Annotated in this window: 23 protein-coding genes and 2 pseudogenes; 7 read left to right on the top strand and 18 right to left on the bottom strand. The window is 50.5% G+C overall.

Going from position 1 to position 26,135, the window contains the following annotated elements; translation table 11 throughout:
• Positions 1 to 2 precede the first annotated feature (2 nt).
• The gene (locus Q9J80_RS07275) at positions 3 to 1,214 is read right to left on the bottom strand and encodes a uracil-xanthine permease family protein (RefSeq protein ID WP_107818973.1); all 1,212 of its coding nucleotides are present in this window, start codon (positions 1,212 to 1,214) and stop codon (positions 3 to 5) included.
• A 34-nt stretch (positions 1,215 to 1,248) separates the two neighbouring features.
• A complete protein-coding gene (locus Q9J80_RS07270; protein ID WP_301673215.1) occupies positions 1,249 to 1,419 on the bottom strand; it encodes a hypothetical protein in 171 nt (56 codons plus the stop codon).
• Between the two features lie 16 nt (positions 1,420 to 1,435).
• On the opposite strand from Q9J80_RS07270, the gene Q9J80_RS07265 reads away from it, so the two are divergent.
• The 3 genes from Q9J80_RS07265 to clpP all read left to right on the top strand — a co-directional run bounded on the left by Q9J80_RS07265 (position 1,436) and on the right by clpP (position 6,101).
• On the top strand, positions 1,436 to 3,874 hold the full coding sequence (locus tag Q9J80_RS07265) for a DNA translocase FtsK (RefSeq protein ID WP_301673216.1): 2,439 nt from the start codon (positions 1,436 to 1,438) through the stop codon (positions 3,872 to 3,874).
• A 205-nt stretch (positions 3,875 to 4,079) separates the two neighbouring features.
• On the top strand, positions 4,080 to 5,390 hold the full coding sequence (gene tig / locus Q9J80_RS07260; RefSeq protein ID WP_301673253.1) for a trigger factor: 1,311 nt from the start codon (positions 4,080 to 4,082) through the stop codon (positions 5,388 to 5,390).
• Between the two features lie 90 nt (positions 5,391 to 5,480).
• Positions 5,481 to 6,101, top strand: coding sequence for an ATP-dependent Clp endopeptidase proteolytic subunit ClpP (clpP, locus tag Q9J80_RS07255; RefSeq protein ID WP_118792151.1), 621 nt, complete (start codon positions 5,481 to 5,483; stop codon positions 6,099 to 6,101).
• 52 nt (positions 6,102 to 6,153) lie between these two features.
• Here clpP and ispG read toward each other — a convergent pair whose 3' ends face one another.
• The 7 genes from ispG to Q9J80_RS07220 all read right to left on the bottom strand — a co-directional run bounded on the left by ispG (position 6,154) and on the right by Q9J80_RS07220 (position 13,570).
• A complete protein-coding gene (gene ispG, locus Q9J80_RS07250; RefSeq protein ID WP_118792150.1) occupies positions 6,154 to 7,419 on the bottom strand; it encodes a flavodoxin-dependent (E)-4-hydroxy-3-methylbut-2-enyl-diphosphate synthase in 1,266 nt (421 codons plus the stop codon).
• 15 nt (positions 7,420 to 7,434) lie between these two features.
• Positions 7,435 to 8,196 carry a type IV pilus biogenesis/stability protein PilW gene (gene pilW, locus Q9J80_RS07245; RefSeq protein WP_301667186.1) on the bottom strand — a complete coding sequence of 254 codons (762 nt, stop codon included), beginning with the start codon at positions 8,194 to 8,196 and terminating at the stop codon, positions 7,435 to 7,437.
• 2 nt (positions 8,197 to 8,198) lie between these two features.
• Positions 8,199 to 9,293: a dual-specificity RNA methyltransferase RlmN gene (gene rlmN / locus Q9J80_RS07240; RefSeq protein ID WP_301668898.1), complete on the bottom strand. Its 1,095-nt coding sequence runs from the start codon at positions 9,291 to 9,293 to the stop codon at positions 8,199 to 8,201.
• Between the two features lie 143 nt (positions 9,294 to 9,436).
• Positions 9,437 to 9,862: a nucleoside-diphosphate kinase gene (ndk, locus tag Q9J80_RS07235; RefSeq protein ID WP_301673217.1), complete on the bottom strand. Its 426-nt coding sequence runs from the start codon at positions 9,860 to 9,862 to the stop codon at positions 9,437 to 9,439.
• 57 nt (positions 9,863 to 9,919) lie between these two features.
• A complete protein-coding gene (zapE, locus tag Q9J80_RS07230; RefSeq protein WP_117373714.1) occupies positions 9,920 to 11,071 on the bottom strand; it encodes a cell division protein ZapE in 1,152 nt (383 codons plus the stop codon).
• Between the two features lie 526 nt (positions 11,072 to 11,597).
• The gene (fghA, locus tag Q9J80_RS07225; RefSeq protein WP_301673219.1) at positions 11,598 to 12,425 is read right to left on the bottom strand and encodes an S-formylglutathione hydrolase; all 828 of its coding nucleotides are present in this window, start codon (positions 12,423 to 12,425) and stop codon (positions 11,598 to 11,600) included.
• Between the two features lie 8 nt (positions 12,426 to 12,433).
• On the bottom strand, positions 12,434 to 13,570 hold the full coding sequence (locus Q9J80_RS07220; protein ID WP_439652350.1) for an S-(hydroxymethyl)glutathione dehydrogenase/class III alcohol dehydrogenase: 1,137 nt from the start codon (positions 13,568 to 13,570) through the stop codon (positions 12,434 to 12,436).
• Between the two features lie 121 nt (positions 13,571 to 13,691).
• Here Q9J80_RS07220 and Q9J80_RS07215 point away from each other — a divergent pair.
• Positions 13,692 to 14,100 (top strand): annotated as a pseudogene (locus Q9J80_RS07215) (MerR family transcriptional regulator).
• A gap of 198 nt (positions 14,101 to 14,298) precedes the next feature.
• Here the strand turns inward: Q9J80_RS07215 and Q9J80_RS07210 are convergent.
• The 7 genes from Q9J80_RS07210 to Q9J80_RS07180 all read right to left on the bottom strand — a co-directional run bounded on the left by Q9J80_RS07210 (position 14,299) and on the right by Q9J80_RS07180 (position 22,487).
• Complete coding sequence (locus Q9J80_RS07210) at positions 14,299 to 14,613, bottom strand: integration host factor subunit beta (RefSeq protein WP_301668896.1); 315 nt, start codon at positions 14,611 to 14,613, stop codon at positions 14,299 to 14,301.
• A gap of 10 nt (positions 14,614 to 14,623) precedes the next feature.
• Positions 14,624 to 16,309 carry a 30S ribosomal protein S1 gene (gene rpsA / locus Q9J80_RS07205; RefSeq protein WP_196428203.1) on the bottom strand — a complete coding sequence of 562 codons (1,686 nt, stop codon included), beginning with the start codon at positions 16,307 to 16,309 and terminating at the stop codon, positions 14,624 to 14,626.
• A 155-nt stretch (positions 16,310 to 16,464) separates the two neighbouring features.
• Positions 16,465 to 17,121 (bottom strand): (d)CMP kinase, encoded by a 657-nt coding sequence (cmk, locus tag Q9J80_RS07200; protein WP_301673220.1) that lies wholly within the window; start codon positions 17,119 to 17,121, stop codon positions 16,465 to 16,467.
• Between the two features lie 244 nt (positions 17,122 to 17,365).
• Complete coding sequence (locus Q9J80_RS07195) at positions 17,366 to 18,730, bottom strand: sodium-dependent transporter (protein ID WP_301673221.1); 1,365 nt, start codon at positions 18,728 to 18,730, stop codon at positions 17,366 to 17,368.
• Between the two features lie 290 nt (positions 18,731 to 19,020).
• Complete coding sequence (locus Q9J80_RS07190) at positions 19,021 to 19,413, bottom strand: DUF596 domain-containing protein (protein WP_301673222.1); 393 nt, start codon at positions 19,411 to 19,413, stop codon at positions 19,021 to 19,023.
• A gap of 340 nt (positions 19,414 to 19,753) precedes the next feature.
• Positions 19,754 to 20,446, bottom strand: a complete 693-nt coding sequence (locus Q9J80_RS07185) for a 16S rRNA pseudouridine(516) synthase (RefSeq protein ID WP_301673223.1) — start codon at positions 20,444 to 20,446, stop codon at positions 19,754 to 19,756.
• Positions 20,447 to 20,513: 67 nt separating this feature from the next.
• Positions 20,514 to 22,487 carry a lytic transglycosylase gene (locus Q9J80_RS07180; protein WP_304671590.1) on the bottom strand — a complete coding sequence of 658 codons (1,974 nt, stop codon included), beginning with the start codon at positions 22,485 to 22,487 and terminating at the stop codon, positions 20,514 to 20,516.
• 177 nt (positions 22,488 to 22,664) lie between these two features.
• Between Q9J80_RS07180 and Q9J80_RS07175 the strand changes: the two genes are divergently transcribed.
• The 3 genes from Q9J80_RS07175 to Q9J80_RS07165 all read left to right on the top strand — a co-directional run bounded on the left by Q9J80_RS07175 (position 22,665) and on the right by Q9J80_RS07165 (position 25,065).
• Positions 22,665 to 23,330 (top strand): class I SAM-dependent methyltransferase, encoded by a 666-nt coding sequence (locus tag Q9J80_RS07175; RefSeq protein ID WP_301673225.1) that lies wholly within the window; start codon positions 22,665 to 22,667, stop codon positions 23,328 to 23,330.
• Positions 23,331 to 23,382: 52 nt separating this feature from the next.
• Positions 23,383 to 24,210: a DNA-formamidopyrimidine glycosylase gene (gene mutM / locus Q9J80_RS07170; RefSeq protein WP_301673226.1), complete on the top strand. Its 828-nt coding sequence runs from the start codon at positions 23,383 to 23,385 to the stop codon at positions 24,208 to 24,210.
• Between the two features lie 87 nt (positions 24,211 to 24,297).
• Positions 24,298 to 25,065 carry a 1-acyl-sn-glycerol-3-phosphate acyltransferase gene (locus Q9J80_RS07165; protein ID WP_301673227.1) on the top strand — a complete coding sequence of 256 codons (768 nt, stop codon included), beginning with the start codon at positions 24,298 to 24,300 and terminating at the stop codon, positions 25,063 to 25,065.
• Positions 25,066 to 25,105: 40 nt separating this feature from the next.
• On the opposite strand, the pseudogene Q9J80_RS07160 reads toward Q9J80_RS07165, so the two are convergent.
• Both Q9J80_RS07160 and Q9J80_RS07155 read right to left on the bottom strand, forming a co-directional pair.
• A pseudogene (locus Q9J80_RS07160) lies at positions 25,106 to 25,216 on the bottom strand (IS5/IS1182 family transposase); the annotation flags it as partial.
• A gap of 111 nt (positions 25,217 to 25,327) precedes the next feature.
• The gene (locus Q9J80_RS07155) at positions 25,328 to 25,639 is read right to left on the bottom strand and encodes a stress response protein (protein ID WP_301673255.1); all 312 of its coding nucleotides are present in this window, start codon (positions 25,637 to 25,639) and stop codon (positions 25,328 to 25,330) included.
• Positions 25,640 to 26,135: the final 496 nt, after the last annotated feature.

The raw sequence follows: 26,135 nt of genomic DNA, 5'->3' as shown, positions 1-26,135 counted from the left end.
GGTCAGGATTCTTTTGAATCGGGCAGCAGGCTGTTCAACACAATGGCGAGTACGGCGCACAAACCTACCCCCGCAAAGCTGAAACTGCCCAATTTGAGCGTCATGCCGCCGATGCCCGTGGTCAGTACCGAGCTGACGATGACCAGGTTTTTCGGCAGCATCAAATCGACTTTGGCATCAATCAGGGTTTTGATGCCTAAAGAAGCAATCGTACCGAACAGCAGCAGCATAATGCCGCCCATCACGGGCATCGGGATGGAGGCCAAAAACGCATTGAATTTGCCGAAAAACGCCATACAGACGGCAAAAACCGCCGCCCAAGTCATGATGACGGGGTTGCTGTTTTTGGTAATCATCACCGCACCCGTTACTTCGCCGTAGGTTGTAACCGGCGGGCCGCCAATCAGACCCGCAAGGCACACGCCCAAGCCGTCGCCCGCAAGGGTTTTGTCCAAGCCCGGGTCTTTCGTATAGTCTTTCCCCGTCACATTGCCGATTGCCATAATGCCGCCGATGTGTTCGATGGCGGGGGCGACGGCAACGGGCAGCATAAACAGTGCCGCCTGCCAGTTGACTTGCGGCGTTTCAAAATGGGGAACGGCGAACCAGGGCGCGTGTGCAATGCTTGCCGTGTCCACCAGCCCCATCAGCAGTGCCAAAACATAACCCGAAGCGACACCGATCAAGATGGGAATCAGCTTCATCATCCTGCTGCCGAAAACCGATACGATGGCGGTAACGGCAAAGGTAAAGCCGGAAAGAATCAGCGAATCGGTATAGTCGATGACCTGTTTGCCGTCCGCCTGACCCATTGCCATGCTGCTTGCCGCCACGGCAACAGACAGGCCGATAACCATGATGACGGGGCCGATGACGACCGGCGGCAGCAGTTTGTGTACCGCCGCCAGTCCGCGCCAACGGATCAGCGCGGCAAACACAAAATACATAAAGCCGGCGGCAAACAGTCCGAACATGGTGGAAGGCAGCCCCCATTCGCCGACGGAGTAGATGATCGGTGCGATAAAGGCAAACGAAGAACCGAGAAAAATCGGCACTTTGCGTTTGGTTGTGATTTGGAACAGCAGTGTTCCCAAGCCTGCGCCCAAAAGCGCAAGAGCCGGATTCAGACCGGTCAGCAGGGGAACCAGTACCATTGCGCCGAATGCCACAAATAAAATCTGCGCACCGGAAACGGCAAGTTTCAGTTGGTTCATACCATTTTCTTTCAGTCGGTTCAAACGGCACGGATTATACTGGTTTGCCGAGGGTCTGCGTAAAAATACATACGTCGGGCAACAGATATGCCGTCTGAAAGGCAACGTCTGCCTGTTGCAGGATGAAAGCAGGAGAAATGGAGTATAATCCGACACTTTCCATATTCAATCCGCAAGCCGTCCCGACCCTTATTTCAGACGGCATTTTCCGGTAATACGGCATGACAGAAAAATCCCATAAAAAAACAGTAAAAGGCAGGGCGGGAAGCCCGTCCCCAACGTCCGCGCGCAACAAGAAAGCCGACAACGGCGCGCGGGGCAATAAAGTTTCCGAGCGGCTCAAGGCGGTCAAAGAGCTGCAGAAAACCGAAGCCAAAAAGGCGCGTCCCGAACATGTCGTCAACCTGATTGCCGACGCGCTGTGGCTGATGGGTTTGGCGGCAACCCTGTATCTGGCGATTTCCCTGATCAGTTTCGATATGGGCGATCCGTCTTGGTCGCACAGTTCGCCGTTTGCCGGAGATGCCGCCAATTGGGGCGGACTGTTCGGCGCGTATATTGCCGATGTCGGCTATTATCTTTTCGGCTGGTCGTTCTGGTGGTGGATAGCGGCTGCCTGCGTCGTGCTGTATAAAAATTTCCGTCTGCACGCAAAACAGACGGAAAACGAGGCATACAACCACAAAATCGCTGCCGCCGCGCTGTTTGTCCTGACGGTCTTCAGCCCCGTCTTGGAGTATTTTGTGCTGGGCGGAAAATATGCCGACTCCCTGCCTGTCGGAGCCGGCGGTATGGTCGGCATACGCGTCGGCGCAGTGTTTGCGTGGCTGCTGGGGAAATCGGGCAGCCTGCTGATTATCCTGGTTGTTCTGCTGTTGTCGTTGTCCCTGCTGGTGCAGATTTCATGGCTGGAATTTTTGAACGGTACGGGCAGGGCGGTTCAAAACCGGCTGAGTGCCTTATCCGGCAAGGTCATGGCTTTGGGAAAACGCCGGCCGAATACCAAAACAGACGGTGTCGATACCCAAAACACACGGCGCATGGTGAAAGAAGCCAAAAACATCACCGCCAAACCTGTTATTCCCCTCGAAGGCAGCAGCAGCAACCGCAAATCCGTCGCGGTTTCCGTTGCGCAGCCGCCTAAAATCCAACCTTCGCTGTTTGAAGACAATGAAGTACAGCAGAACGGCGAATACCACAAGCCTGCATTGAACCTGTTGCGGATTCCCGACAGCGAGCCGGTCAGCATCAATCCCGCCGAATTGGAAAATACAGCCGAACTGATCGAATCCAAACTGGCAGAATTCGGCATCGGCGTACAAGTCGTATCCGCCACATCCGGTCCCGTCATCACGCGCTACGAAATCGAACCCGCGCAAGGTGTCAAAGGCAGTCAAATTGTCGCCTTGTCGAAAGATTTGGCGCGCTCGATGTCGCTGCAATCCGTGCGTATCGTCGAAACCATCGCCGGGAAAAACACGATGGGCATCGAGTTGCCCAACGACAAACGCCAAGACGTGATGTTGAGCGAAATCTTGTCCTCGCCCGTGTTTGCCGAAGCCAAATCCAAGCTGACCGTCGCGCTGGGCAAAGACATCGCCGGTACGCCCGTCGTTGGCGACTTGGCGAAAATGCCGCACCTTTTGGTTGCCGGTATGACCGGTTCGGGCAAGTCCGTCGGCGTGAACGGCATGATTATGTCTATGCTTTTCAAAGCTACGCCCGAGGAAGTCCGCTTTATCATGATTGACCCGAAAATGCTTGAGTTGAGAATTTACGACGGCATTCCGCACTTGCTCTGTCCGGTTGTAACCGATATGCGCGAAGCGGGACAGGCGTTGAACTGGTGCGTCGCCGAAATGGAAAAACGCTACCGCCTGCTCTCACATGCGGGTGTACGCAACTTGGAAGGCTTCAACCAAAAAGTCGAACAAGCCAAAACGGCAGGAAAGCCGCTGCTCAATCCGTTCAGCCTGACCCCCGACGAACCCGAACCTCTGGAAAAACTGCCAATGATTGTGGTTGTTATCGACGAGTTGGCAGACCTGATGATGACCGAACGCAAAGCCGTCGAGCAACAAATCGCCCGCCTCGCCCAAAAAGCACGCGCCGCCGGTATCCATATGATTGTCGCCACCCAACGTCCCAGTGTCGATGTCGTTACCGGCCTGATTAAAGCCAACATCCCGACCCGTATGGCGTTTACCGTGCAAAGCAAAATCGACAGCCGAACCATCCTCGATCAAATAGGCGCGGACGAACTGCTGAAATACGGCGACTCCCTGTTCCTGCAACCGGGCAGTGCCGAACCGACCCGCCTGCAAGGTGCGTTCGTTTCCGATGATGAAGTCCACCGCGTCGTCGCTTTCGTCAAGGAGCAGGCGCCGGCAAATTATGTAGAAGGGTTGCTTACAGGCGAAGCGGCACAGGAAACGGCAAATATCGTCAGCCCCAATGCAGACAGCGACGAATTGTTCGATCAGGCAGTCGCCTATGTTTTGGAAAGCAAAAAAACTTCCATTTCGTCTTTGCAGCGGCAGTTGCGTATCGGCTATAACCGCGCGGCAAACCTGATGGAGGCACTGGAAAATGCGGGTGTGGTTTCGCCGACCGATTTGAACGGCAGCCGTAAAATTTTGGCGCGTAAGGATCATTTGTAGCCCGTGTCGCAAAATGCCGTCTGAACGGCGGAATTGACGTTTCAGACGGCATATTATGTTTCAGGCGAGACATTGTGATATACTTGCCAGCTAAAATTTTCCCTTTGCGGCAAGGCGGTTCAAATCCCAGTATCTGCCGTGCGCCGGTCTTCCGTTGCCGGGAAGGGGTGTCATTTTATCAACACAACAAATTTAAGGGCTTATGATGAGCGTAACTGTTGAAACTTTAGAAAATCTGGAACGCAAAGTAGTGTTGTCCCTGCCTTGGTCCGAAATCAACGCAGAAACCGATAAAAAACTGAAACAAACCCAACGCCGTGCCAAAATCGACGGTTTCCGTCCGGGCAAGGCACCTTTAAAAATGATTGCCCAAATGTACGGTGCAAGCACGCAAAACGACGTGATCAACGAGCTGGTCCAACGCCGTTTCTACGATGTTGCCGTTGCCCAAGAGTTGAAAGTGGCAGGCTATCCGCGTTTCGAAGGCGTTGAAGAACAAGACGATAAAGAGTCTTTCAAAGTTGCCGCCATTTTTGAAGTGTTCCCCGAAGTCGTTATCGGCGATTTGTCTGCACAAGAGGTCGAAAAAGTAACCGCTTCCGTCGGCGATGCCGAAGTGGATCAAACCGTAGAAATCCTGCGAAAACAACGCACACGCTTCAACCATGTCGAACGCGAAGCCCGAAACGGCGACCGCGTCATCATCGACTTTGAAGGTAAAATCGACGGCGAACCTTTTGCCGGCGGCGCATCCAAAAACTACGCCTTCGTATTGGGCGCAGGTCAAATGCTGCCTGAATTTGAAGCCGGCGTAGTCGGCATGAAGGCAGGCGAGGGCAAAGACGTTACCGTCAACTTCCCTGAAGACTACCACGGTAAAGACGTTGCCGGTAAATCCGCTGTCTTCAGCATCACATTGAACAACGTATCCGAACCCACTCTGCCCGAAGTGGATGCCGACTTCGCCAAAGCATTGGGTATTGCCGATGGCGACGTTGCCAAAATGCGCGAAGAAGTGAGGAAAAACGTAAGCCGCGAAGTGGAACGCCGCGTAAATGAACAAACCAAAGAATCCGTAATGAACGCGCTGATTAAAGCCGTAGAGTTGAAAGTTCCGGTTGCTTTGGTCAATGAAGAAGCCGCCCGTTTGGCAAACGAAATGAAACAAAACTTCGTTAACCAAGGTATGGCCGATGCCGCGAACTTGGATTTGCCTTTGGATATGTTCAAAGAACAAGCCGAACGCCGCGTATCTTTGGGTCTGATTTTGGCCAAACTGGTTGACGAAAACAAACTGGAACCGACTGAAGAGCAAATCAAAGCCGTTGTCGCCAACTTCGCAGAAAGCTACGAAGATCCTCAAGAAGTAATCGACTGGTACTACGCAGAGCCTTCCCGCCTGCAAGCCCCGACTTCTTTGGCAGTAGAAAGCAACGTCGTTGATTTCGTTTTGGGCAAAGCTAAAGTAACTGAAAAAGCGCTGTCTTTTGACGAAGTAATGGGCGCACAAGCTTAATTGCTCTAAGGCCATCTGAAACAGACAATCAAAAGCACCGAAGCGCTTTAAATGGCTTTGGTGCTTTTCCATCATTAACAGGAGACAAAAATGTCCTTCGATTTCAATAATTACCTTGTCCCTACCGTTATCGAACAAAGCGGTCGTGGCGAGCGCGCATTCGACATCTACTCACGCCTTTTGAAAGAGCGCATCGTATTTTTGGTCGGTCCGGTAACCGACGAGTCTGCCAATTTGGTGGTTGCCCAGCTGTTGTTTTTGGAAAGTGAAAATCCGGACAAAGATATTTTCTTCTACATCAATTCCCCCGGCGGCTCGGTAACGGCAGGCATGTCGATTTACGACACCATGAATTTCATCAAGCCCAACGTCTCCACTTTGTGCTTGGGACAAGCGGCAAGCATGGGCGCATTCCTGCTCTCGGCAGGCGAAAAAGGCAAACGTTTCGCCCTGCCCAACAGCCGGATTATGATTCACCAGCCTTTAATCAGCGGTGGCTTGGGCGGTCAGGCATCCGACATTGAAATTCACGCACGCGAGTTGTTGAAAATCAAAGAAAAACTCAACCGCCTGATGGCGAAACACTGCGGCCGCGATTTGGCAGATTTGGAGCGCGACACCGACCGTGATAATTTCATGTCTGCCGAAGAGGCAAAAGAATATGGTTTGATTGACCAAGTTTTGGAAAACCGCGCTTCTTTGCAGCTTTAAACCTTGTGAAGTAGACAAATGCCGTCTGAAAACAGTTCAGACGGCATTTGTCTTATAGGGACTGTATCGGGATGATTTTGTTCTGGTTGCGTTTGGAGCCGTTTTCGCCGTAGTTGGTTTTGACATACTCTTCAACAATAGCCAAAAATTCCGTTGCAATGTTGTCGCCTTTCAGCGTTACTTTACGTTCACCATCTACATAAACCGGCGCGACGGGTGTTTCCCCCGTACCGGGCAGGCTGATGCCGATGTCGGCCAATTTGCTTTCTCCGGGACCGTTGACGACGCAGCCCATCACGGCAACATTCAGGGATTCCACGCCGGGATAAGCAGTGCGCCATACGGTCATTTTTTGTCGCAGGTAGTTTTGCACATCTTGAGCCAGTTCTTGAAAAACGGTACTGGTGGTGCGCCCGCATCCCGGGCAGGCGGTAACCATCGGCGTAAACGAACGCAATCCCATAGTCTGTAAAATCTCTTGCCCGACGACGACCTCCTGAGTACGCGGGCTGCCCGGCTCCGGAGTGAGTGAAATGCGGATGGTGTCGCCGATTCCTTCTTGAAGCAAGACGGATAATGCCGCTGTTGATGCGACAATGCCTTTGCTGCCCATACCGGCTTCGGTCAAACCCAAATGCAGCGGATAGGCGCAACGGCTGCCCAGTTCGCGGTAAACCTGAATCAGGTCTTGAACCGCGCTGACTTTGCACGACAGGATAATTTTGTCTTCGGGCAGTCCCAATAGAACGGCTTTTTCGGCAGATTCCAAAGCGGAGACAATCAGTGCTTCCTTCATCACTTCTTCGGGCGGTTTAGGGGCGGAAGAAGCAAGGTTGGCATCCATCATGCGTTTGGCGAGGCTCTGATCCAAAGAACCCCAGTTTACGCCGATGCGGACGGCTTTATCGTTTTCAGCAGCAGTCCGAATCATAAAGGCAAATTTTTCATCGCCTTTTACGCCTTTGCCGACATTGCCGGGATTGATGCGGTATTTGGACAATGCTTTGCCGCATTCGGGAAATTCCGCCAACAGGCGTTCGCCGTTGAAATGGAAATCGCCAATCAGTGGTGTGGCATAGCCCATATCGTCCAAGCGGCGGCGGATTTCGGCAACTTTGGACGCGGCTTCGGGGCTGTTGACGGTGATCCGCACCATTTCCGAGCCAGCGTCGCTCAATTCCTTAATCTGCAATGCGGTGGCTTTTGCATCGGCAGTGTCGGTGTTGGTCATAGATTGGATAACGACGGGTGCTTCTGAACCGACGGTAATATGATCGATGCGGACTTGATGCGTCCTGCGGCGTTGGAGTGTGTTCATATGGTTTGAATCTGTTTATTGACCGGTGAGGACGGTTTGCAATTCTTCCGAGTAGGGGAAATTTGCCTGCAATTGTGCTTCATATTCGTATGCCGCCTGCGCGTTGCCGAGGGCTTTGGCAATTTTCCAGCCAAGCAGCAAATCATCGGCCTGAAGGACTTCTACCCTGCTTTGGTATTTTTTAAAGTAGTAATCGGCATCGCCCAACTGCCCGGCCAGCATTTTGGTGCGCGCCAGTTCTTTAAATGCGGGGGGGAACTGCGGCTGCGAGGCGAGCGAGCGTTCCAAATAGGCTTCCGCCAATCCGAATTGCCCCTGTTTGGCACTGCATATGCCTTTATTCAGGTTGGCTATATAAGGGGTCGGGTAGGTGGGGTCGGCCAGGGCTTTGTCGAAATATGCCATAGATTCGGCAGGGCGGTTGAGCCTGCCGCATAGGAACCAGCCGTAGTTGTTGTTGATTTCGGCACTGTCGGGTTTGATGGAGAGGGCTTGCCGGAAACTTTCCTGCGCCTTGTCGTTAACTTTCAGGTATTGATAGATTTCGGCACGAACCAGCCAGGCAAGCTCGTTTTTAGGGTCCGATTTCAAGGCATCTTCAATACTTGCCGTTGCCTGACGGTAGTCCTGACCGCGCATATATTCCATTGCCAACTGGGTTTTGATATTGGAAACCTGATTGGCTTTTTCTGCCCGCGAGGGGCGGTAGGAAGTGCTGCACGCGCCCAAGGCAAGGACAAGCAATAAAGAGATTCGTTTGGATGGCTTAAAAGGCATAATTACCCCTGTTGTCCGATTAAAATCTGCTGCCATTTTTGTTGGCGGCGCGTTTTATCCCGAACTTGACCTGCCAGCTGTCCGCAGGCGGCATCGATGTCGTCGCCGCGCGTTTTTCGTACGGTAACGACAAATCCTGCCTGCTGCAAAATATCGCGGAACACACGGATGTTCTCATTGCTGGAGCGTTCGTATCCGGAGTTTGGGAAGGGATTGAACGGAATCAGATTGAACTTGCAGGGAACATCTTTGACCAGTTCGATCAGTTCGCGCGCATGTTGCGCCTTATCGTTTATTCCGTCCAACATAACGTATTCGAAAGTGATGAAATCCCTGGGTGCTTTGACCAGATAGCGTTGGCATGCCGCCATCAGTTCTTTCAAGGGATATTTTTTGTTCAGCGGTACGATTTGGTTGCGGACTTCGTCATTGGAAGCGTGGAGGGAAACCGCCAAAGCCACCGGCATGACATCGCGCAACCTGTCCATTTGGGGAACCATACCCGAAGTAGAAACCGTTACGCGGCGGCGGCTCAAACCGTATCCGTGGTCGTCCAGCATGATGCTCAAGGCGGTAACGACATTGTCGAAGTTCGCCATCGGCTCGCCCATACCCATCATCACTACATTGGAAATTACGCGTTCGTTTTTCGGTGTAACGCCCATCGCTTTGTTTGCCCACCACAATTGCCCGATAATTTCGGCAGCGGTCAAATTGCGGTTGAAGCCCTGCCGGCCGGTCGAGCAAAATGTACATTCTAAAGCGCAGCCGACTTGCGAGGAAATGCAGAGCGTGCCGCGATCCGATTCGGGGATGAAGACGGTTTCCACGCCGTTGCCCGTCCCGACATCCAAAAGCCATTTTCGAGTGCCGTCTGAAGATTCTTGAGACATCATCAGCTTGGGAATTTCGATGCTTGCCTGTTCGTTCAGTTTATGGCGCAGGGATTTTGCCAAATCGGTCATTTCGTCAAAATTTTGCGCGCCGGATTGGTGCATCCAACGCATAACCTGTTTGGCACGGAAAGGTTTTTCGCCCATATCGGCAAAATGTCGGGTCAGCCCTTGAAGGTCGTAGTTGAGCAGATTGGTTTTCATGTGTTTGTGTTTTTCTTAAATTAAGGCTTCAAATAAAAAATTGCAGGGCAGGCAAGTTTGATTTGAAGCCTTTTGCAACAGGGTTTTCAGACGGCATGGATATATTTTATGCCGTCTGAAGAGGAGTTGTGCGGTGTATTGTATCAACGGGGGCAGATTTCGGTTTGGCTGAAAAAGTAGGCAATTTCCAAAGCGGCATTTTCCACGCTGTCGGAACCGTGTACGGCGTTAATGCTGACTGATGTGGCAAAGTCCGCGCGTATTGTGCCTTCGGCGGCTTCGGCGGGATTGGTCGCCCCCATCAGTTCGCGGTTTTTCAGAACGGCGTTTTCGCCTTCCAGTACTTGAATCATAACCGGGCCGCCGGTCATAAATTCAACCAATCCGGCGTAGAAGGGGCGGTCTTTGTGAACCGCATAAAATTCTTGCGCCTCTTGGAGGGTAAGCTGCTTCATTTTGGCGGCAACGATTTTCAGACCGTTCTCCTCAAAGCGGCTGTATATTTTGCCGATAACGTTTTTGCCGACGGCATCGGGTTTGATGATGGAAACGGTGCGTTCAATCGCCATGCTATATCCTTATTTTTACTTAAGAAGAATCAAATCGGTATTCTACCAAAAAATAACTTATCCGCCTGAAGCCTTGGGAGACAGGGTCAGGTGCGGCTGTTCCAAATAAACTTCGGACTGCATTTCGACCATCCGGCTGGCGGTGCGGGTAAATTCTTCGGCAAAATCGCCTTCCGTGTAGATATGGTTGACATCTACCGCGCCGGTGGCACACAGTTTGACCCGGAAATCGTAGAGCACGTCAATCAGCCAAGTCAGCCGCCGCGCCTCTGCCTTTTCTTGCGGTGAGAGTTGTTCCAAACCTGAAATAAAAACCATTTCATAATGTTCGGCCAAATACAGATAGTCGGACTGCGAGCGGGGACCGAAGCACAGTGCGCGGAAATCAAACCATATGGCACGGCCGGACTCGGCTTTGTGGGGAATCTCCCGACCGTGGATGGTGCTGATGCCGGGGTTCAAATCGGTAATGCCTGTCATTTCTTTGAACAGTTTTGCCAGTTTTGCCTCATTTTCTTCATTGGCAGGTGTAAAGAAAATCTCGGCGGGGCGGAGGGTACGCAGCCGGTAGTCTTCCCCTCCGTCAACGTTTAAGACGGTCAGGCTGGACTCGATGAGCGCGATTGTGGGAAGAAAACTGCTCCGGTTTTGACCTTGCGGGTAGAGTTCGGAAGGCGCGTAGTTTGAAGTCGCCACCAAAACAACGCCCTCGTTAAGCAGGTTTTCCAGCAGACGGCCTAAAATCATTGCATCCGCAATATCGCTGACATGAAATTCGTCAAAACACAATACGCGGGTTTCTTTGGCAATCTCGGCGGCAACGGATTTCAACGGGTTGCTTTCGCTTTTCAGGGCTTTCAGCCGCCGGTGGATTTCTGCCATAAAGGCATGAAAGTGGACGCGGCGTTTGCGGCGGTAAGGGAGGCAGCCGAAAAAAGCGTCCATCAGAAAGCTTTTGCCGCGTCCGACCCCGCCATAGAAATAAAGCCCTTTGGGGACTTGCGGGGAACGCAAACTCCTGCCTAAAAAACGGTTTCTTTTGCGTTTGAACATCATCAATTCGGTCCAAAGCCGATCGAGGTGTTCGATGGCGGCAGCCTGTGCGTCGTCGCGGATAAAGTTGGGCAGTTGTGAGGCGGCTTGATACCAGGTCAGCGGGCTGTGGTTTTCAAACGGCGGGGCTTTAAAAAGTTGGTCTCTATTACTCATATTTAACCTTGTTATACTTCTTGCGGCTAAGAAAGAAAATGCTTACCGTCGGTATTATAAATGATTTCCTTCAAACTTGGCGTTTTCCGTGGAAAAGAATAATGACACGCACAAGGGAGGTATAAGCAAAGGCGGCGTTTCAATATGGTGCAGATATGAGCCCAAATGCCTTTTATTTCAGGCTGCGTTTTAATATTGAAGGAGGACAGATGAAACAGATGATGAATCGCGAAGCTGTTACGCCCCGTCAGCTTAGAGGAGGCGAAAACACAACAGGAACAGGCTGCTTATGCAAATTCGGCAACGAATAATACGAAGCCTGGAAGTGAAGTAGGAAATACGGGTGATTTTAATGTTTGACCAATCGGGGTTTAAGCTCAAAAATCATACTAATCAAATCAAGGGCAGGGTTTGGTAATCCGTAGGGTCAGCTCCTTCTGGTTCAGACGGCATACGTTTATGCCGGCACTTCCTATTCCTCGTGCCGGCTATCCCAAACTGCTTTGAATACTGACCGCTCTTCGGTTTACTTCAAAAATGCGGCGTGATAAGCAATATGCTCGCCAATAAAACTGGCGATGAAGTAATAGCTGTGATCGTATCCTTTGTGGAAGCGCACATCGACTGATTGATTTGCCGCACGGCAGGTTTCAATAAAATTTTCGGTACACAATTGTGTCGGCAAAAACTCATCTTCCAAGCCCTGATCGATACGTATACCTTGCACCTTATAGCCTTGTTGGATGAGTGAGTTAGCATCATATTGCTGCCATTTTTCACGGTCTTTCCCTAAATAAGCAGTAAAGGCTTTTTCTCCCCACGGTACGAGGCTTGGCGACAAAATGGGCGAAAAGGCAGAAACACTTTGATAACGTTCCCGGTTTCGCAATGCCAATACCAATGCGCCGTGTCCGCCCATTGAGTGTCCCATAATGGAACATTTGCCGTTGGTAGGAAAATGTTCCTCAATCAGACGGGGCAACTCGTTCAAAATGTAATCATACATTTGATAATTCGCTGCCCAAGGCTGTTCGGTCGCATTCAAATAAAAGCCTGCACCTTGCCCCAAATCATAAGCATCATCGTTCGGCACTTGCTCTCCGCGAGGGCTGGTATCAGGCGCAACCACAATCACTTGATGTTCTGCCGCATAACGCTGGAAGCCTGATTTGGTAATGAAATTTTGTTCCGTACACGTCAAGCCGGAAAGCCAATAAATCACACCAAGCGGTCGATTTTCCGGGTTATTTGGCAAATAAACGGCAAATTTCATTTCACATTGAAGTGTTTGGGCATGGTGTGCCCAAACTTGTTGCAAACCACCAAAAATTTGATGTTGTTCAATCAGTTTCATCGCGTACCTTAGTAATGAATAACAGCGCGGATCGATTTACCTTCGTGCATTAAATCAAAGGCTTCATTGATTTGATCAAGTGTCATTGTGTGGGTTACAAACGGTTCTAACTCAATGTCGCCTTTCATTGAATCTTCCACCATTTTCGGAAGCTCGGAACGGCCTTTCACGCCGCCAAATGCCGTGCCTTTCCAAACACGGCCGGTTACCAACTGGAACGGACGCGTTGAAATTTCTTGTCCTGCACCCGCTACGCCGATAATAATGGATTGTCCCCAGCCACGGTGTGCGCTTTCTAATGCCTGACGCATTACATTTACATTGCCGATACATTCAAAGGTATGGTCTATGCCCCATTTGTTGATGTCTAACAACACATCTTTGATCGGTTTATCGTAATCGTTCGGATTCAAACAATCCGTTGCACCAAACTGTTTTGCCAACTCGAATTTTGCGGGATTGGTATCAATAGCGATAATGCGGCCGGCTTTGGCTTGACGTGCACCTTGCACCACCGCTAAACCAATTGCCCCCAAGCCAAACACGGCAACAGAGTCGCCTTCTTGCACTTTTGCTGTGTTATGTACCGCACCAATACCTGTGGTAACGCCGCAGCCGAGTAAGCATACTTGTTCGTGGTTCGCTTCCGGGTTGATTTTCGCCAGTGAAACTTCGGCAACAACTGAGTATTCACTGAAAGTCGAACAGCCCATATAGTGATAGATCGGCTGACCTTGATAAGAAAAACGCGTCGTGCCGTCCGGCATTAAACCTTTACCTTGCGTCTCACGTACCGCAACGCATAAGTTGGTTTTGCCTGAACGGCAAAACTCACATTCGCCACATTCAGCGGTATAAAGAGGAATGACGTGATCGCCCGGTTTTACGCTTGACACACCTTCGCCAACCGCAACAACCACACCCGCACCTTCGTGTCCAAGCACCACAGGGAATACGCCTTCAGGATCGCTTCCTGATAACGTAAATGCATCAGTATGGCACACCCCCGTGTGCGTGTTACGAATTAACACCTCGCCTTTGCGTGGCATTTCTACGTCGATTTCCACAATTTGTAAGGGTTGATTTGGTGCGAATGCCACCGCCGCACGAGATTTGATGGTTGAATCGGTTTGTTTCATTTTCATTGCCTTTCCTCTTAATTCATTGACAAAACAGCCTTGCCTGAGCAACATAGCAACAGTTTACACTTTAGAGTTCACTCTAAGGCAAGTGTTTTTTATTGTTTTTTGTTTAGAGGGAGGGAAAATGACTTATACCACTGCCAAAGCTGCCGAAAAAAATAGGCATCTCCGCCCACACCCTACGTTTTTACGACAAAGAAGGCTTGTTGCCTAATATCGGACGTGATGAATATGGTAACCGCTGTTTTACCGATAACGATTTGCAATGGTTGGGCTTATTGCAATGCTTGAAAAATACGGGAATGAGTTTAAAAGACATCAAACGCTTTGCGGAATGTACCGTCATTGGCGACAATACCATTGAAGAACGCCTTTCTTTGTTTGAAAATCAAATAGAAAATGTGAAGTGTCAAATTGCCGAATTAAAACGCTATTTAGATTTGCTTGAATACAAATTAGCGTTTTACCAAAAAGCGAAAGCATTAGGTTCGGTAAAAGCCGTAAATTTGCCGCAAATTCCTGAAACGGCTTAGTTTTAGTGCAATAAGCAGGATTTTTGTCCTGTTCGTAATAGAAATCAACAATTTGTTGTTTAAAAAGCGGATTGTAAGCAATGATAAAAAAATCCACGCTCTAATCCGTTGCTTGCTTGGCTCAAGGTATTGAAGCAGCGGATGAAGTTAAACCACAGAAAAAAACGCCGCTTGGAAGCGGCGTTTTGATGCTAAGGTTTAATTGGCATTTTCTTTTAAAGCCAAGTCGACCCGTTCGCGCAATTCTTTACCGGGCTTGAAGTGGGGTACATGTTTTTCAGGTACTTCCACACGCTCGCCGGTTTTGGGATTGCGACCGATGCGGGCAGGACGATGGTTCAAATCGAAGCTGCCGAAACCGCGAATTTCGATGCGTTGACCTCGGGCAAGCGATCGGGTCATGGTGTCAACCAGGACTTTTACGCTGTACTCTACGTCTTTTGCCTGAAGATGCGTGCCGTTTTTGGCGGCAAATACTTCTGCCAGGCGAACCATTAACTCAGACTTTGTCATGTCTGCAACCTTATTCTTGCTCGCCGGAGAGTTTGGCTTTCAGCAGGTCGCCCAAGCTGGTGGTGCCGGCATTCGCATTGGCGGCGGCATTGACGGAGTTCAGTGCTTCGCGGCTTTCTTTGGCATCTTTGGCTTTAACGGAAAGTTTGATGCTGCGGTTTTTGCGGTCAACGGTAACGATGACGGCTTCAACTTCGTCGCCTTCTTTCAGTTTGGTGGTCAAGTCTTCAACGCGGTCGGCTGCAAATTCGGAAGCAGGCAGGTAGCCTTCTACTTCGTCAGACAGGGCGATAACAGCACCTTTGGCGTCAACAGATTTCACAGAACCTTTAACCAAAGAACCTTTGTCGTTCACGCTGATGAAGTTACCGAAAGGATCGCCTTCCAGTTGTTTGATACCCAAGGAGATGCGTTCTTTTTCCACATCGATTGCCAATACGACGGCTTCGACTTCTTCTCCTTTTTTGTATTTGCGTACGGCTTCTTCGCCGGATTCGGTCCAGGACAGGTCGGACAGGTGAACCAGACCGTCGATGCCGCCGGGCAGGCCGACGAATACGCCGAAATCGGTAATGGATTTAACCGCACCGGAGATTTTGTCGCCTTTGTTGTGGTTGGCGGCAAATTCTTCCCAAGGATTGGCTTGGCATTGTTTCATACCCAAAGAGATACGGCGGCGGCCTTCGTCGATTTCCAAAATCATGACTTCGACTTCGTCACCCAGTTGTACGACTTTGCTCGGGTGTACGTTTTTGTTGGTCCAGTCCATTTCGGAGACGTGTACCAAACCTTCGATGCCTTGTTCGATTTCGACGAATGCGCCGTAGTCGGTCAGGTTGGATACTTTGCCGAACAGGCGGGTGCCTTGCGGATAACGGCGGGTCAGACCGCTCCAAGGATCTTCGCCCAGTTGTTTCATACCCAAGGAAACGCGTTGTTTTTCTTGGTCGAATTTCAATACTTTGGCTTCAACTTCCTGACCGACTTCCAAGACTTCGCTCGGGTGTTTCACACGGCGCCATGCCAAATCGGTGATGTGCAGCAGGCCGTCGATACCGCCCAGGTCAACGAATGCGCCGTAGTCGGTGATGTTTTTGACGATGCCTTTGATGACGGAGCCTTCTTGCAGGTTTTCCAGCAGGGCTTTGCGTTCTTCACCCAAAGTGGCTTCCAGAACGGCGCGGCGGGAAACAACGACGTTGTTGCGTTTTTTGTCCAGTTTGATCACTTTGAATTCGATCTCTTTGCCTTCAAAGTGGGAAGTGTCTTTTACAGGACGTACGTCAACCAAAGAACCCGGCAGGAATGCGCGGATACTGTTGATCATAACGGTCAGACCGCCTTTGACTTTGCCGTTGATGATGCCGGACAGGATGTCGCCGTTTTCCATGGCTTCTTCCAGGGCAATCCAATCGGCTGCGCGTTTGGCTTTTTCGCGGGACAGTTTGGTTTCGCCGAAGCCGTTTTCGACGGATTCGATGGTAACGGTAACGAAGTCGCCGACTTTAACTTCAATTTCGCCTTGAGCGTTTTTGAATTCAGCTACATCGATCAGGGATTCTGATTTCAGACCTGCGTTTACGGTAACGAAGTTTTGGTCGATTGCCACTACTTCAGCGGTAATCACCTCACCCGGGTTCATTTCTTGCAGGGTAAAGCTTTCTTCCAACAGTTGGGCAAAATTTTCCATAGACATATATAACTCTTTTCGGTACACCGCCAAGGGGTGCGGGGTGGGTTGGTGGATGTCTGCCATCCTTGGCAGGGCAGACGGGCAAATAAAGGTTTCAGACGGCATCCGTGTGTTTTTATGCCGTCTGAAGCAGAACGTGGGCGATTATACCTGAAAATTTAAACTTTACGATACCAATCAAGCACTTTTTTTACAGTTTCTTCTATGGTTAGGAGGCTCGTATCCAAAAGCAGGGCATCGGGCTGTTGTTTCAGGGGGGCAACCTTGCGGTTTCGGTCTGCCTCGTCTCTGGCTTCGATGTCGGACAGGATGCGCTCGAATGCCAAACCTTCGCAGGGGATGCCGATTTGTTTGGCGCGGCGTTCCGCCCTGATTTTGGACTCTGCCGTCAGGAAGATTTTAAGTTCGGCTTGGGGGAAGACGACCGATCCGGTATCCCGTCCATCGGCGACCAGTCCTTTTTCGGTCAGAAAATCGCGTTGGCGTTGCAGCAGGGCGGCGCGGACTTTAGGCAACTGTGCGACTGCGGATGCGCTCATGCCGATGGCTTCTGTCCGGATGTCGTCTGAAACGTCTTCGCCGCCGAGCAGGATGCGGCTGCCTGAAAATACGGCGGGCAGTTTTTCGGCAAGTGCGGAAACGTTTTCTTCATCGTGCCATTCCACGCCTTGTTTTTGTGCATATAGAGCGGTCAGGCGGTAGAGCGCGCCGGTGTCGAGATAATCGTATCCCAATGCGGCGGCGACGCGGGCGGCGACCGTGCCTTTGCCCGATGCGCCCGGGCCGTCGATGGCGATGACTTTTTGTCTGTTCATAAGGGGGATTCCTGATGGTTTGGGGTATGGGTTTTGCCGTCTGAAGGGTGTGTTTCCCGTTGGGGCGGATTCTACCTGTTTTAAAGGACGATTGTCTAAGCAGACGAAACGCCGCCTGCCCGGAAAGCGTCCGACAGAAGCCGGCAAGCCGGTTCGGATTCCGGCGTTGCGGGTATTGTGGCGGACATCAATGCAATGCCGTCTGAAAGAGGTATGACCTTCAGACGGCATCGATTGCTGCGGATTAGAACAGGTTGCTGACGAAAATCAGCAAAATCACCAGCGGCACAAGGTATTTCACATAGGCAAACCAAATATTGACCGTCTTATGGTTGCCTTTATAAAGTAATTCGTCCTTCGCTTCGTCCTTCATCACGAAACCGACAAACAGCGCGGAGCCGAGCGCGGTCAGCATAAACAAGATGTTGCCGCTGATGTAGTCGAAGGCATCGAAAATATTTTTGCCGAACACGGAAACGTCTTTCCATGGACCATAGCTCAGAATGGACGGAATGTTACCGAAGATAAAGATAGCAGCCAGTACAATCGTAATCGCGGCAGTACGGCGGATTTTGGTTTTTTCCTGAATGGTCGTAATCAACACTTCATAAATCGTCAGCGAAGTCGTCAGCGCGGCAATCAGGAGCAGCGAGAAGAAAATCACGGCGAACACAGGTCCCGCCCACATATGCGAAAACACAATCGGCAGGCTTTGGAATACCAAAGTCGGGCCGGAATTGGGCGCGACGCCGAAGCTGAAGAGCGACGGGAAAATCATAAAGCCCGCAAGTACGGCGATGATGGTATTGGTAATTGCCGTGATAACTGCCGTCTGAACCAGATTTTCGTTTTTATCCAGATAGCTGGATAAGGTAATCATCACGCCGAAACCCAAGCTCAAGGCGAAAAATACTTGTCCCAAAACGAAGACGAAAAGTTCGGTGGTAATCTTGCTGAAATCAGGCTTCAGATAGAAAGTAATCCCTTCCATTGCACCAGGCAGAGTAACGTTGCGTACGACCATCGCGATTAGGAACAAAAACAGCAGCGGCATCAGGTATTTCGCTGCTTTTTCAATACCGCCGATAACGCCTTTGACCAAAATCCATTGGTTCACAACGACAAATAAGAAAGTGTAGAACGCAATTTCCCAAGGGCTGTTTTCGATGTGTTCGGTAAAGAAGCTTTTGGTAACTTCACCGGAAACGGGGCTGGAAATGTCCAAATTGCCGCCAATGATGTTGACGATGTAGCTGATGACCCAGCCGCCGAGCACCATGTAATAAGCCATGATGCCGAACGCGCCGAGTAGCCCCATCCAGCCGACCAGTTTCCAAATTTTGGCAACGGGTTTGCCGTTCATCGAGCCGCCGAACGCATCCAGCGCGTTCACGCCTTTGCGCCGTCCGATGACGTTTTCCACCAAAATCATCGGGATGCCGATAACCAGCATCGCGATACAGAATAAAAACACATACGCGCCGCCGCCGTTTTCGCCGACAAGGTAGGGAAAACGCCAAGTTGCGCCAAAGCCGACGGTTGCTCCGGCAACGGTCAGAATATAGGTTAATCGGCTGGACCAGGTTTGACGATTGGTGTTGGAAGACATATTGCAACAGTGTTTGATTAAGATGGGGTGGAAATTCTACACGCGTTTTTTAACAGGAACTGACTGATTGTTTTTTAAGTGTATAGTTATTTTCACTAATAGAGTTATATTTTATAGTGGATATTTCTAATTTGCATAAATCAACAAGGATTGAATCAGATTTTGTAGCCTGAATATTGTTTACATAAATCAAATATTTCTCATCTACTTACATTGGAATATAACCGAATTAAGCCAATTTGCTAACTGATTAATTTTGTTATATATGATTGTGGTTTATACTAATACGCTTACTTACCTTGTTTTATTTGTTCTTCGTAAATTTCTATTTTAGGCAATTGTGTCAGTTCAATAGGACATGTTGCTCTCCACCAAAACCATTCAACGTAATACCAAGGATTATCTGGAAAATACAATCGCATTTCATCTACATCTTTAGGCCAAATTTTTCTTAATTCGTTTACCTGTGTTTTTGGTGATCCAGTCAGTATTTTTTTTGGATTTTCCCGATAATCGCACAACTCAATAACACAATCTGCAAGAAGTTCCTCTAAGAATTTAAAAAAATTTATTTTTAATAATGGATCTTGTATATCTAAATTCAAATAATCTTTATATTCATTAAAAATATCACCTAAAAATTCACATTTTTTTGATAATTCATATTTTAATTTAATGTCCATATAAGATTCCTATCCAAACTTTAGTTTTAATAGATGAATCGTTTATTTTTCTACACTGGGACGGTGAAATGAAATTTCATATGTCATATGATCGGGAATGCTGCGTCAGTAACATATGTAGTATGTGTAGTAAACGAAGATAAAAAAAACCATCTATACAAGGGGAAGTATAGATGGCCAAACACATTACGGGGAAAACGTCTTACTCATAAGCCTGCTTGCACAGGCATTGCTCAGACAGGGGGATTATATCGCAAACCGGTTGTTTTTTTGAGTTAATTTCGGTTAAATGATTCATTTTAAAGGTATGTATTTGAATATAATGAAATAATGGATTTTTTCAGAATTTGGGGCATCCGATAAATTTCCATTCCCCGGGTTTGAGGTTTCCTGTTTCCAAATGTGCGAATTGCCTGCGGTGAAGGTGCTGCACGCGGTTGCCGGCGGCGGCGATCATGCGTTTAACTTGGTGGTATTTTCCTTCGGTAATGGTCAGCAGCAGGGTGGTCGGGTTTTCCAAAACGGCATCAGCGGCGCAAACAGTTTCATTTTCATCATGAAGCAGGACGCCGCTTTTTAGAGTTTCACAGAGCATTCCGTCAGCAGGATGCTTGAGTGTTACCTCGTATAATTTGGGAATCTTACGGCTCGGAGAGGTAAGGTTGTGATTCAGTTTGCCATCGTTGGTAATCAGTAATACGCCGGTCGTATCTGCATCTAGCCTGCCGACTGCCTGCATGTCAATATTGCGCATATTGTCGGGGAACAGGCTGAATACGCTGCGGTAGTGTTTCGGTTTGTGCGAAGTTTCGTAATCTTCAGGCTTGTTGAGCAGGATATAGAAATAGGGTTCGGGAACGACGGTAACCGCTTCGCCGTCAATGTCCAACGTTTCGACGGATGAGGAATCGATGTCTGCATCGGTGTCGTCCATGCAGGTTCCGTTGATGGAGACGTAGCCACCCCTAATCAGCCATTGGCACTGCTTGCGGCTTCCTATGCCTTGATATTGCAGGTATTTGATGAGTTTCATGATGGTATGGGAAATGTGGGATGAAAAAGACAGGACTGAGAAAGTCCTGTCATGTGCCGTATCCGAATCAGCTTCCAATCAGTTTGACCCTCTGTCCCGGATTGATGGTGTTCAGGTTGGGATTGAGCCGGCGGATGTCGTCGATATGGATATTGAAGCGCGCGGCGATACTTTTGAAGGTGTCGCCTTTGCGTGCGGTGTAGGATACTTTTTCAATACGGGTTTGGGCGGGGGCTGCCTGCGCCAGGCGGAGTACCTGTCCTTTTTGGATGGTGTTGCCTTTGATGTTGTTGGCGACAATCAGGTCGGCTACGCTGACGTTGTAGCGTTTGGCAATGTTGAACAGGGTGTCGCCTTCTACAACACGGTGGATTCCGGTGCGGGCGGCGGGGTCTGTTCCGCTGTCGGCGGCTTTGGCTACGCGCGTTTCCAAACGGACGCGGCGTTTGCCGTCGGCGGCAACGGTATGTTGCGGAGATGCGGAAATTTTGTGTTCGGCAACTGTGTCAGGTGTGCCGATGACGGCTGAGATGGTTTCTTCAGCCTGACGGCGCAGGTTGTTTCGGGCAACAAGCTGCATGAGTTCGTCTGCCGCCTGCATGTCGTTTTGGGGGACGATCTGCGCGAGTGTTGCGGTTTGGGTTTCAGACGGCATGGCGGTCTGTTTTTCGGTTTGAGGTTGCGCTGCGGCTGTTGCAAGGGCGGGTTCGGCAATGCGGACAAGGTGGTCGGGTTCCGTACGGACGGTTTCCTGCGGCAAAGGTGCGACGGTAATGTCCGCTGTCTGTGCGGCGGCGGATTGGATTCGGGCAATGCCGACGTTTACCGTGCCTGCCGGCATATTGGAGCGGTAGGTGTCGGGCGTATTGTCGATGTCGATGGAAACGACGGATTCTGATGCCGTCTGAAGGGTCTTGCCGTTCTTGGCGACAAGGATGCTGCGTCCTGCGTTGACAAGGTTGCCGTTCAGGTTGTTGAGGCGTTTGATGTCGGCAACGCTCATACCGATTGCCGTCGAGATGTCGGACAGGCTGGTTTTGGCGGCAGGCGTATAGACTTCCCATGAAAACAGGCTGTCGGGCGCGGCGTTGAGGTAGTTGCTTTGGAAAGTTTGGACGGACGCGGCGGGAAGCAGCAGTTTACGTTTGTTTTTGGGGATGAACGCGGGGACGTTGAATGCCGGATTCAGGGCGAGCAGCTCGCTTTGCGTGATGCCGGCGAGCCGGGCGATGGCTTCGTTATCGATGGGGCGGTCAGGTTCGACTGCCTGAAAATAGGGTTTGTTGTCTATATCGCCGATGCTGATGCCGAAGGATTGGGGATTGGCGATAATGTTGCGCACGGCGAGCAGCTTGGGGACATAGTTGCGCGTTTCGTTGGGCATACGCAGATTTTCGTAGGTCGGTTCGAGACCCTGTGCGCGGGCGCGGTTGATGGCGCGTCCGACGTTGCCTTCGCCCCAGTTGTAGGCGGCAAAGGCAAGAGACCAGTCGTCGAACAGTCCATAGAGGTATTGCAGATAGTTGAGTGCGGCATCGGTGGCGGCGTAAACGTCGTGTCTGCCGTCGTAAACCGGTGTTTTTTCCAAGCCGTAATGTCTGCCGGTAGCGGGCATAAACTGCCACAGACCCGATGCGCCAACGTGTGATTTAGCTTTGGTAACGAACGCGCTTTCGATGAAGGGAAGCAGGGCGGCTTCGGCGGGCATATTGCGCTTTTTGACTTCGTTGGCAATATGGTACATATAGGGCCGGCTCCGGTTGACGACCCTGTCGAAATAGCTGCGGCTTGCGATGAATTTGCTTTCGTGGCGGCGCACCAGTTCGGGATTGACTTCGTCCATCCGGAAGCCTTGGCGCAGCTCGCCCCACAGGCTGCCCGATTGGAAATATTGTTTTGTCGGGGGTAGGTCGAGTATTGAAGAGTTTAAGCGCATAATCGCCAAACCGATTTGGTGTGAAGAGGTGTTTTGGGCGTACAGTGGGCCGGAACAGACGGAGAGGCCCGAGGCAGTCAGGACGATGGTTTTGAGTTTGGACATGATTTATATCGGCGGAATAAACATATTTTATCGTCCGATGGTACTGTTTGACTGAAAAAGCGTCAAGTTTTACAGGAACTTTATGCGGATTCGGAAATGGGCGGCCGATGTGTTTTTTGACAGAAACTCTGTTTGGAATAGAATATCGGTAGGCAATCTGTTTGAAACGGACGCAATATGGATGCATGGTTTGAAGATACGGCGATGGGGCGGTATGTTGCAAAATTGGAACAGGACTTCTTCGGGCGGTATCTGGATTCATACCGTTTTTCGGGAATGTGTGCGGTTCAGGTGGGCGGCAGGTGGCTGATGCCGTCTGAAGATGTTGCCTGTGTGCCGCGAGATATGTCGATGTCGGCGGAAAATATGGCTTTGGCAGATGTTTCTGCGGATATGCTGCTTTTTCCGCATACGCTGGAATGCGGCGCACCTTCGCAAATCTTGTCCGAGGCGCACCGGATATTGAAACCGTCCGGGCGTGTGATGCTGACGGGTTTTAATCCGCATTCGCTTTGGGGATTCAGCCGTTGGTTTGACGGCGAACGTCTGTCGGAAAAACGCTTCTGCCTGACGCTTCGCGGGCTGAAAAGACAGCTTGCCGACACCGGTTTTGATATCGAACTTGGGAAATTTATGGTGTATCTGCCGCCGGTTTCGTCGCCCGGGCAAATACATTTTTGGCAGTTTATGGAAAAGGCGGGCGACCGCTGGTGGCCGCAATGTGCCGCAGTGTACGGCTTGGTTTTGGTCAAAAGGGCGGCGGGCGTAATGCCCCTGCCCGCGTGGGACGGGTATTTGGGCGGCAAAGCCCTTGCGGCGGGTGCGGCAAGGGTTGCGGATTAAGGGACGGCCGTCTTTCAGACGGCATCTGTCAGAAGAAATATCGGGAGGGGTTATGCCTGAATTGCCGGAAGTGGAAATGACGTTGCGCGGCATCGCGCCGCATATTGAAGGGAAAACGGTGGAAACCGTGATATTGCGCCAATCGAAGCTGCGCTGGCAGGTCAATCCCGATTTGGGGGAGATTTTGTCCGGCCGGCAGGTTTTGTCCTGCGGCAGGCGGGCGAAATACCTGCTTATCCGCTTTCAAACGGGCGTACTGCTGATTCACTTGGGGATGTCGGGCAGCTTGCGGATTTTTACGCCGTCGGACGGACGTATCGGCAGGCCGGACAGGCACGATCACGTCGATATTGTGTTTTCAGACGGCACGGTCATGCGTTACCGCGATCCGAGAAAGTTCGGCGCGATACTTTGGTATGAGGGAATCGAAGAACATCATCCGCTGTTGGAAAAACTGGGGCCTGAGCCTTTGTCGGAGGCATTTTGCACGGATTATCTGTATGCGGGGCTGAAGGCGCAGAAACGGGCGGTCAAACTTGCCCTGATGGACAATGCCGTCGTGGTCGGCGTGGGCAATATTTATGCCAACGAGAGCCTGTTTAGGGCGGGCATTTCGCCCCGCCGTCCTGCCAACCGCCTGAAAAAGAAAGAGTGCGCTCTTTTGGTTGAAACCGTCAAAGCGGTGTTGCGGCGTGCCATTGAAACGGGCGGCAGCACCTTGAGGGATTTTGTGGACAGCGACGGCAAAAGCGGCTACTTCCAACAGGAATATACGGTGTACGGGCGGCACAATCAGCCGTGCCCCCGGTGCGGCGGCTTGATTGTGAAAGAAACTTTGGGGCAGCGCGGCACGTTTTATTGCCCGAACTGTCAGAAATAGGGCGGAACACGGTTTCAGACGGCATTTTATCGGTATGCCGTCCGAACGCTTCAACAACAAACACCGATTATCGGGAAAGAATTGCTCATGTCTTCAAATAAAGCTTCATTTTTTACACGTCTGCGCCGCTTGTGCCGCTTGACGGTCTGGCTGTTCAAAACCGGCAAAAACCTGCGCGGTATTGACGGCGGCTGTCCAGAGTCGCGCAATCGGGCGGTAATCGAATTGGGCAGGGGGGCTTTGGCGGCTTTGGATATCGGATTGGAGGTGGGCAGGCCCGCACCCGAACATCCGAACGGTGTCTTGGTTGCCGCCAACCACGTGTCCTGGCTGGATATTTTCGCGATGAGCGCGGTTTATCCGAGCAGCTTTATCGCCAAGCAGGAAATCAAAAGCTGGCCGGTATTGGGCAAGATGGGGCAGAACGCGGGAACGGTGTTCATCAACCGCAATTCGCGGCGCGACATCGAACCGATTAACCGCGCCGTCTGCGAAACCTTGCAACGCGGTCAAAACGTCAGTTTTTTCCCTGAGGCGCGGACTTCTTCGGGCTTGGGGCTTCTGCCGTTTAAAGCCGCGCTGTTCCAATCTGCCATCGATGCGGGGGCAAAGGTTTTGGCGGTCGCGCTGCGTTATTATGACGAAACGGGAAAAAGGACGGCCCGTCCGTCGTATGCCGATGTCGGTTTGCCGACCTGTCTGTGGCGCATTGTGTCTATGAAAAAACTGACCATCAAAGTCGATTTCGTTTGCGTGGCGGACGCGGCGGAAAGCGAAGACCGTTATGCTTTAAAAGATAAAATCGAAGAAAGCATCCGTGCCGTTGTCGCCGGCGATGCGGATGTTGCCGTCTGAAACCGATTGCCGGAATATGGCGGTATGATTCGCTTTTGCGGATGTATAGTGGATTAACTTTAAACCAGTACAGCGTTGCCTCGCCTTGCCGTATTATCCGTACTGTCTGCGGCTTCGTCGCCTTGTCCTGATTTAAATTTAATCCACTATATTAAGGCTGCGGCAACGGGAGTACCTCAAACAAAATGGCGTAAGGACGGTTTGTTGTATCTATGGAAAATGCCGTCTGAACCTGTGTTCAGACGGCATATTTTATATGGGATTAACGGCGGAATCTGCCGCCGTCGAAATCATCGAAAGCCTCATAAGCCGCCCGGCATTGGGTTTTCTGTTCCTTATAAGGCAGGGAGCGGAATGCTTTGCGCGCCTTTTTGTTTTCTCGCAATTCCTGCACGTTGCCTTGCAATCGGTACCACGCGGCACGGCGTTCCAAATATTTCCTGCATTCGGGGTGCAGCATCTGCTTGTTTGCCTTGCGGATATGTTTGGTATGGTGGTGGGCGGGTTCTGACGTACCGGCAGCGGCAGTTGCCGATACCGGTCCCAGTATTGCAGACAACAGTATGGCAAGCATTTTTTTGACAGACATGACGATCCTTTCAGTTTGCAATTCCTTCCAGTATAGGATGGAAGGATGGAACGGGCAAACTGTCGGCAGTTTCAGACTCGTTCACCCGGCAAAACTTGCCGTTTGATATACAGATTCAAATAACACATTAATCTCAATAATAAATTCCAATCGGTAAGAAAATGGAATTTGTCGGCGGCGGCGCGGCAAAATCATACTTTGCAAAATTTAACAATTTACAAGGGCAGAAAACCGGAAGCTTTCCTTTTCCGTCGGAAAATCCTTATTTCATCGCCTTGTAGCAGGAGCCGGTCAAAAGGCAAAAAATTTACCCGTTTTTTATCGGTAAAGAATTATCAGATAAAACAAATATTATAGGAAAAATACGACAGGCGGGTTTTATCGCGCATTGCCTGAAACTGAAAAATGCAACCGTTGTCAAGACTGGAGAAAATGCCAAAAATCCACTATATTGTCTGCCTTAATTTATTTGAAAAGACCG

Source organism: Neisseria blantyrii (assembly GCF_962747855.1).
Classification (GTDB): domain Bacteria; phylum Pseudomonadota; class Gammaproteobacteria; order Burkholderiales; family Neisseriaceae; genus Neisseria; species Neisseria viridiae.
The sequence above is the reverse complement of the archived record's forward strand: the minus strand, read 5'-3'. Positions and strand labels throughout refer to the sequence as shown.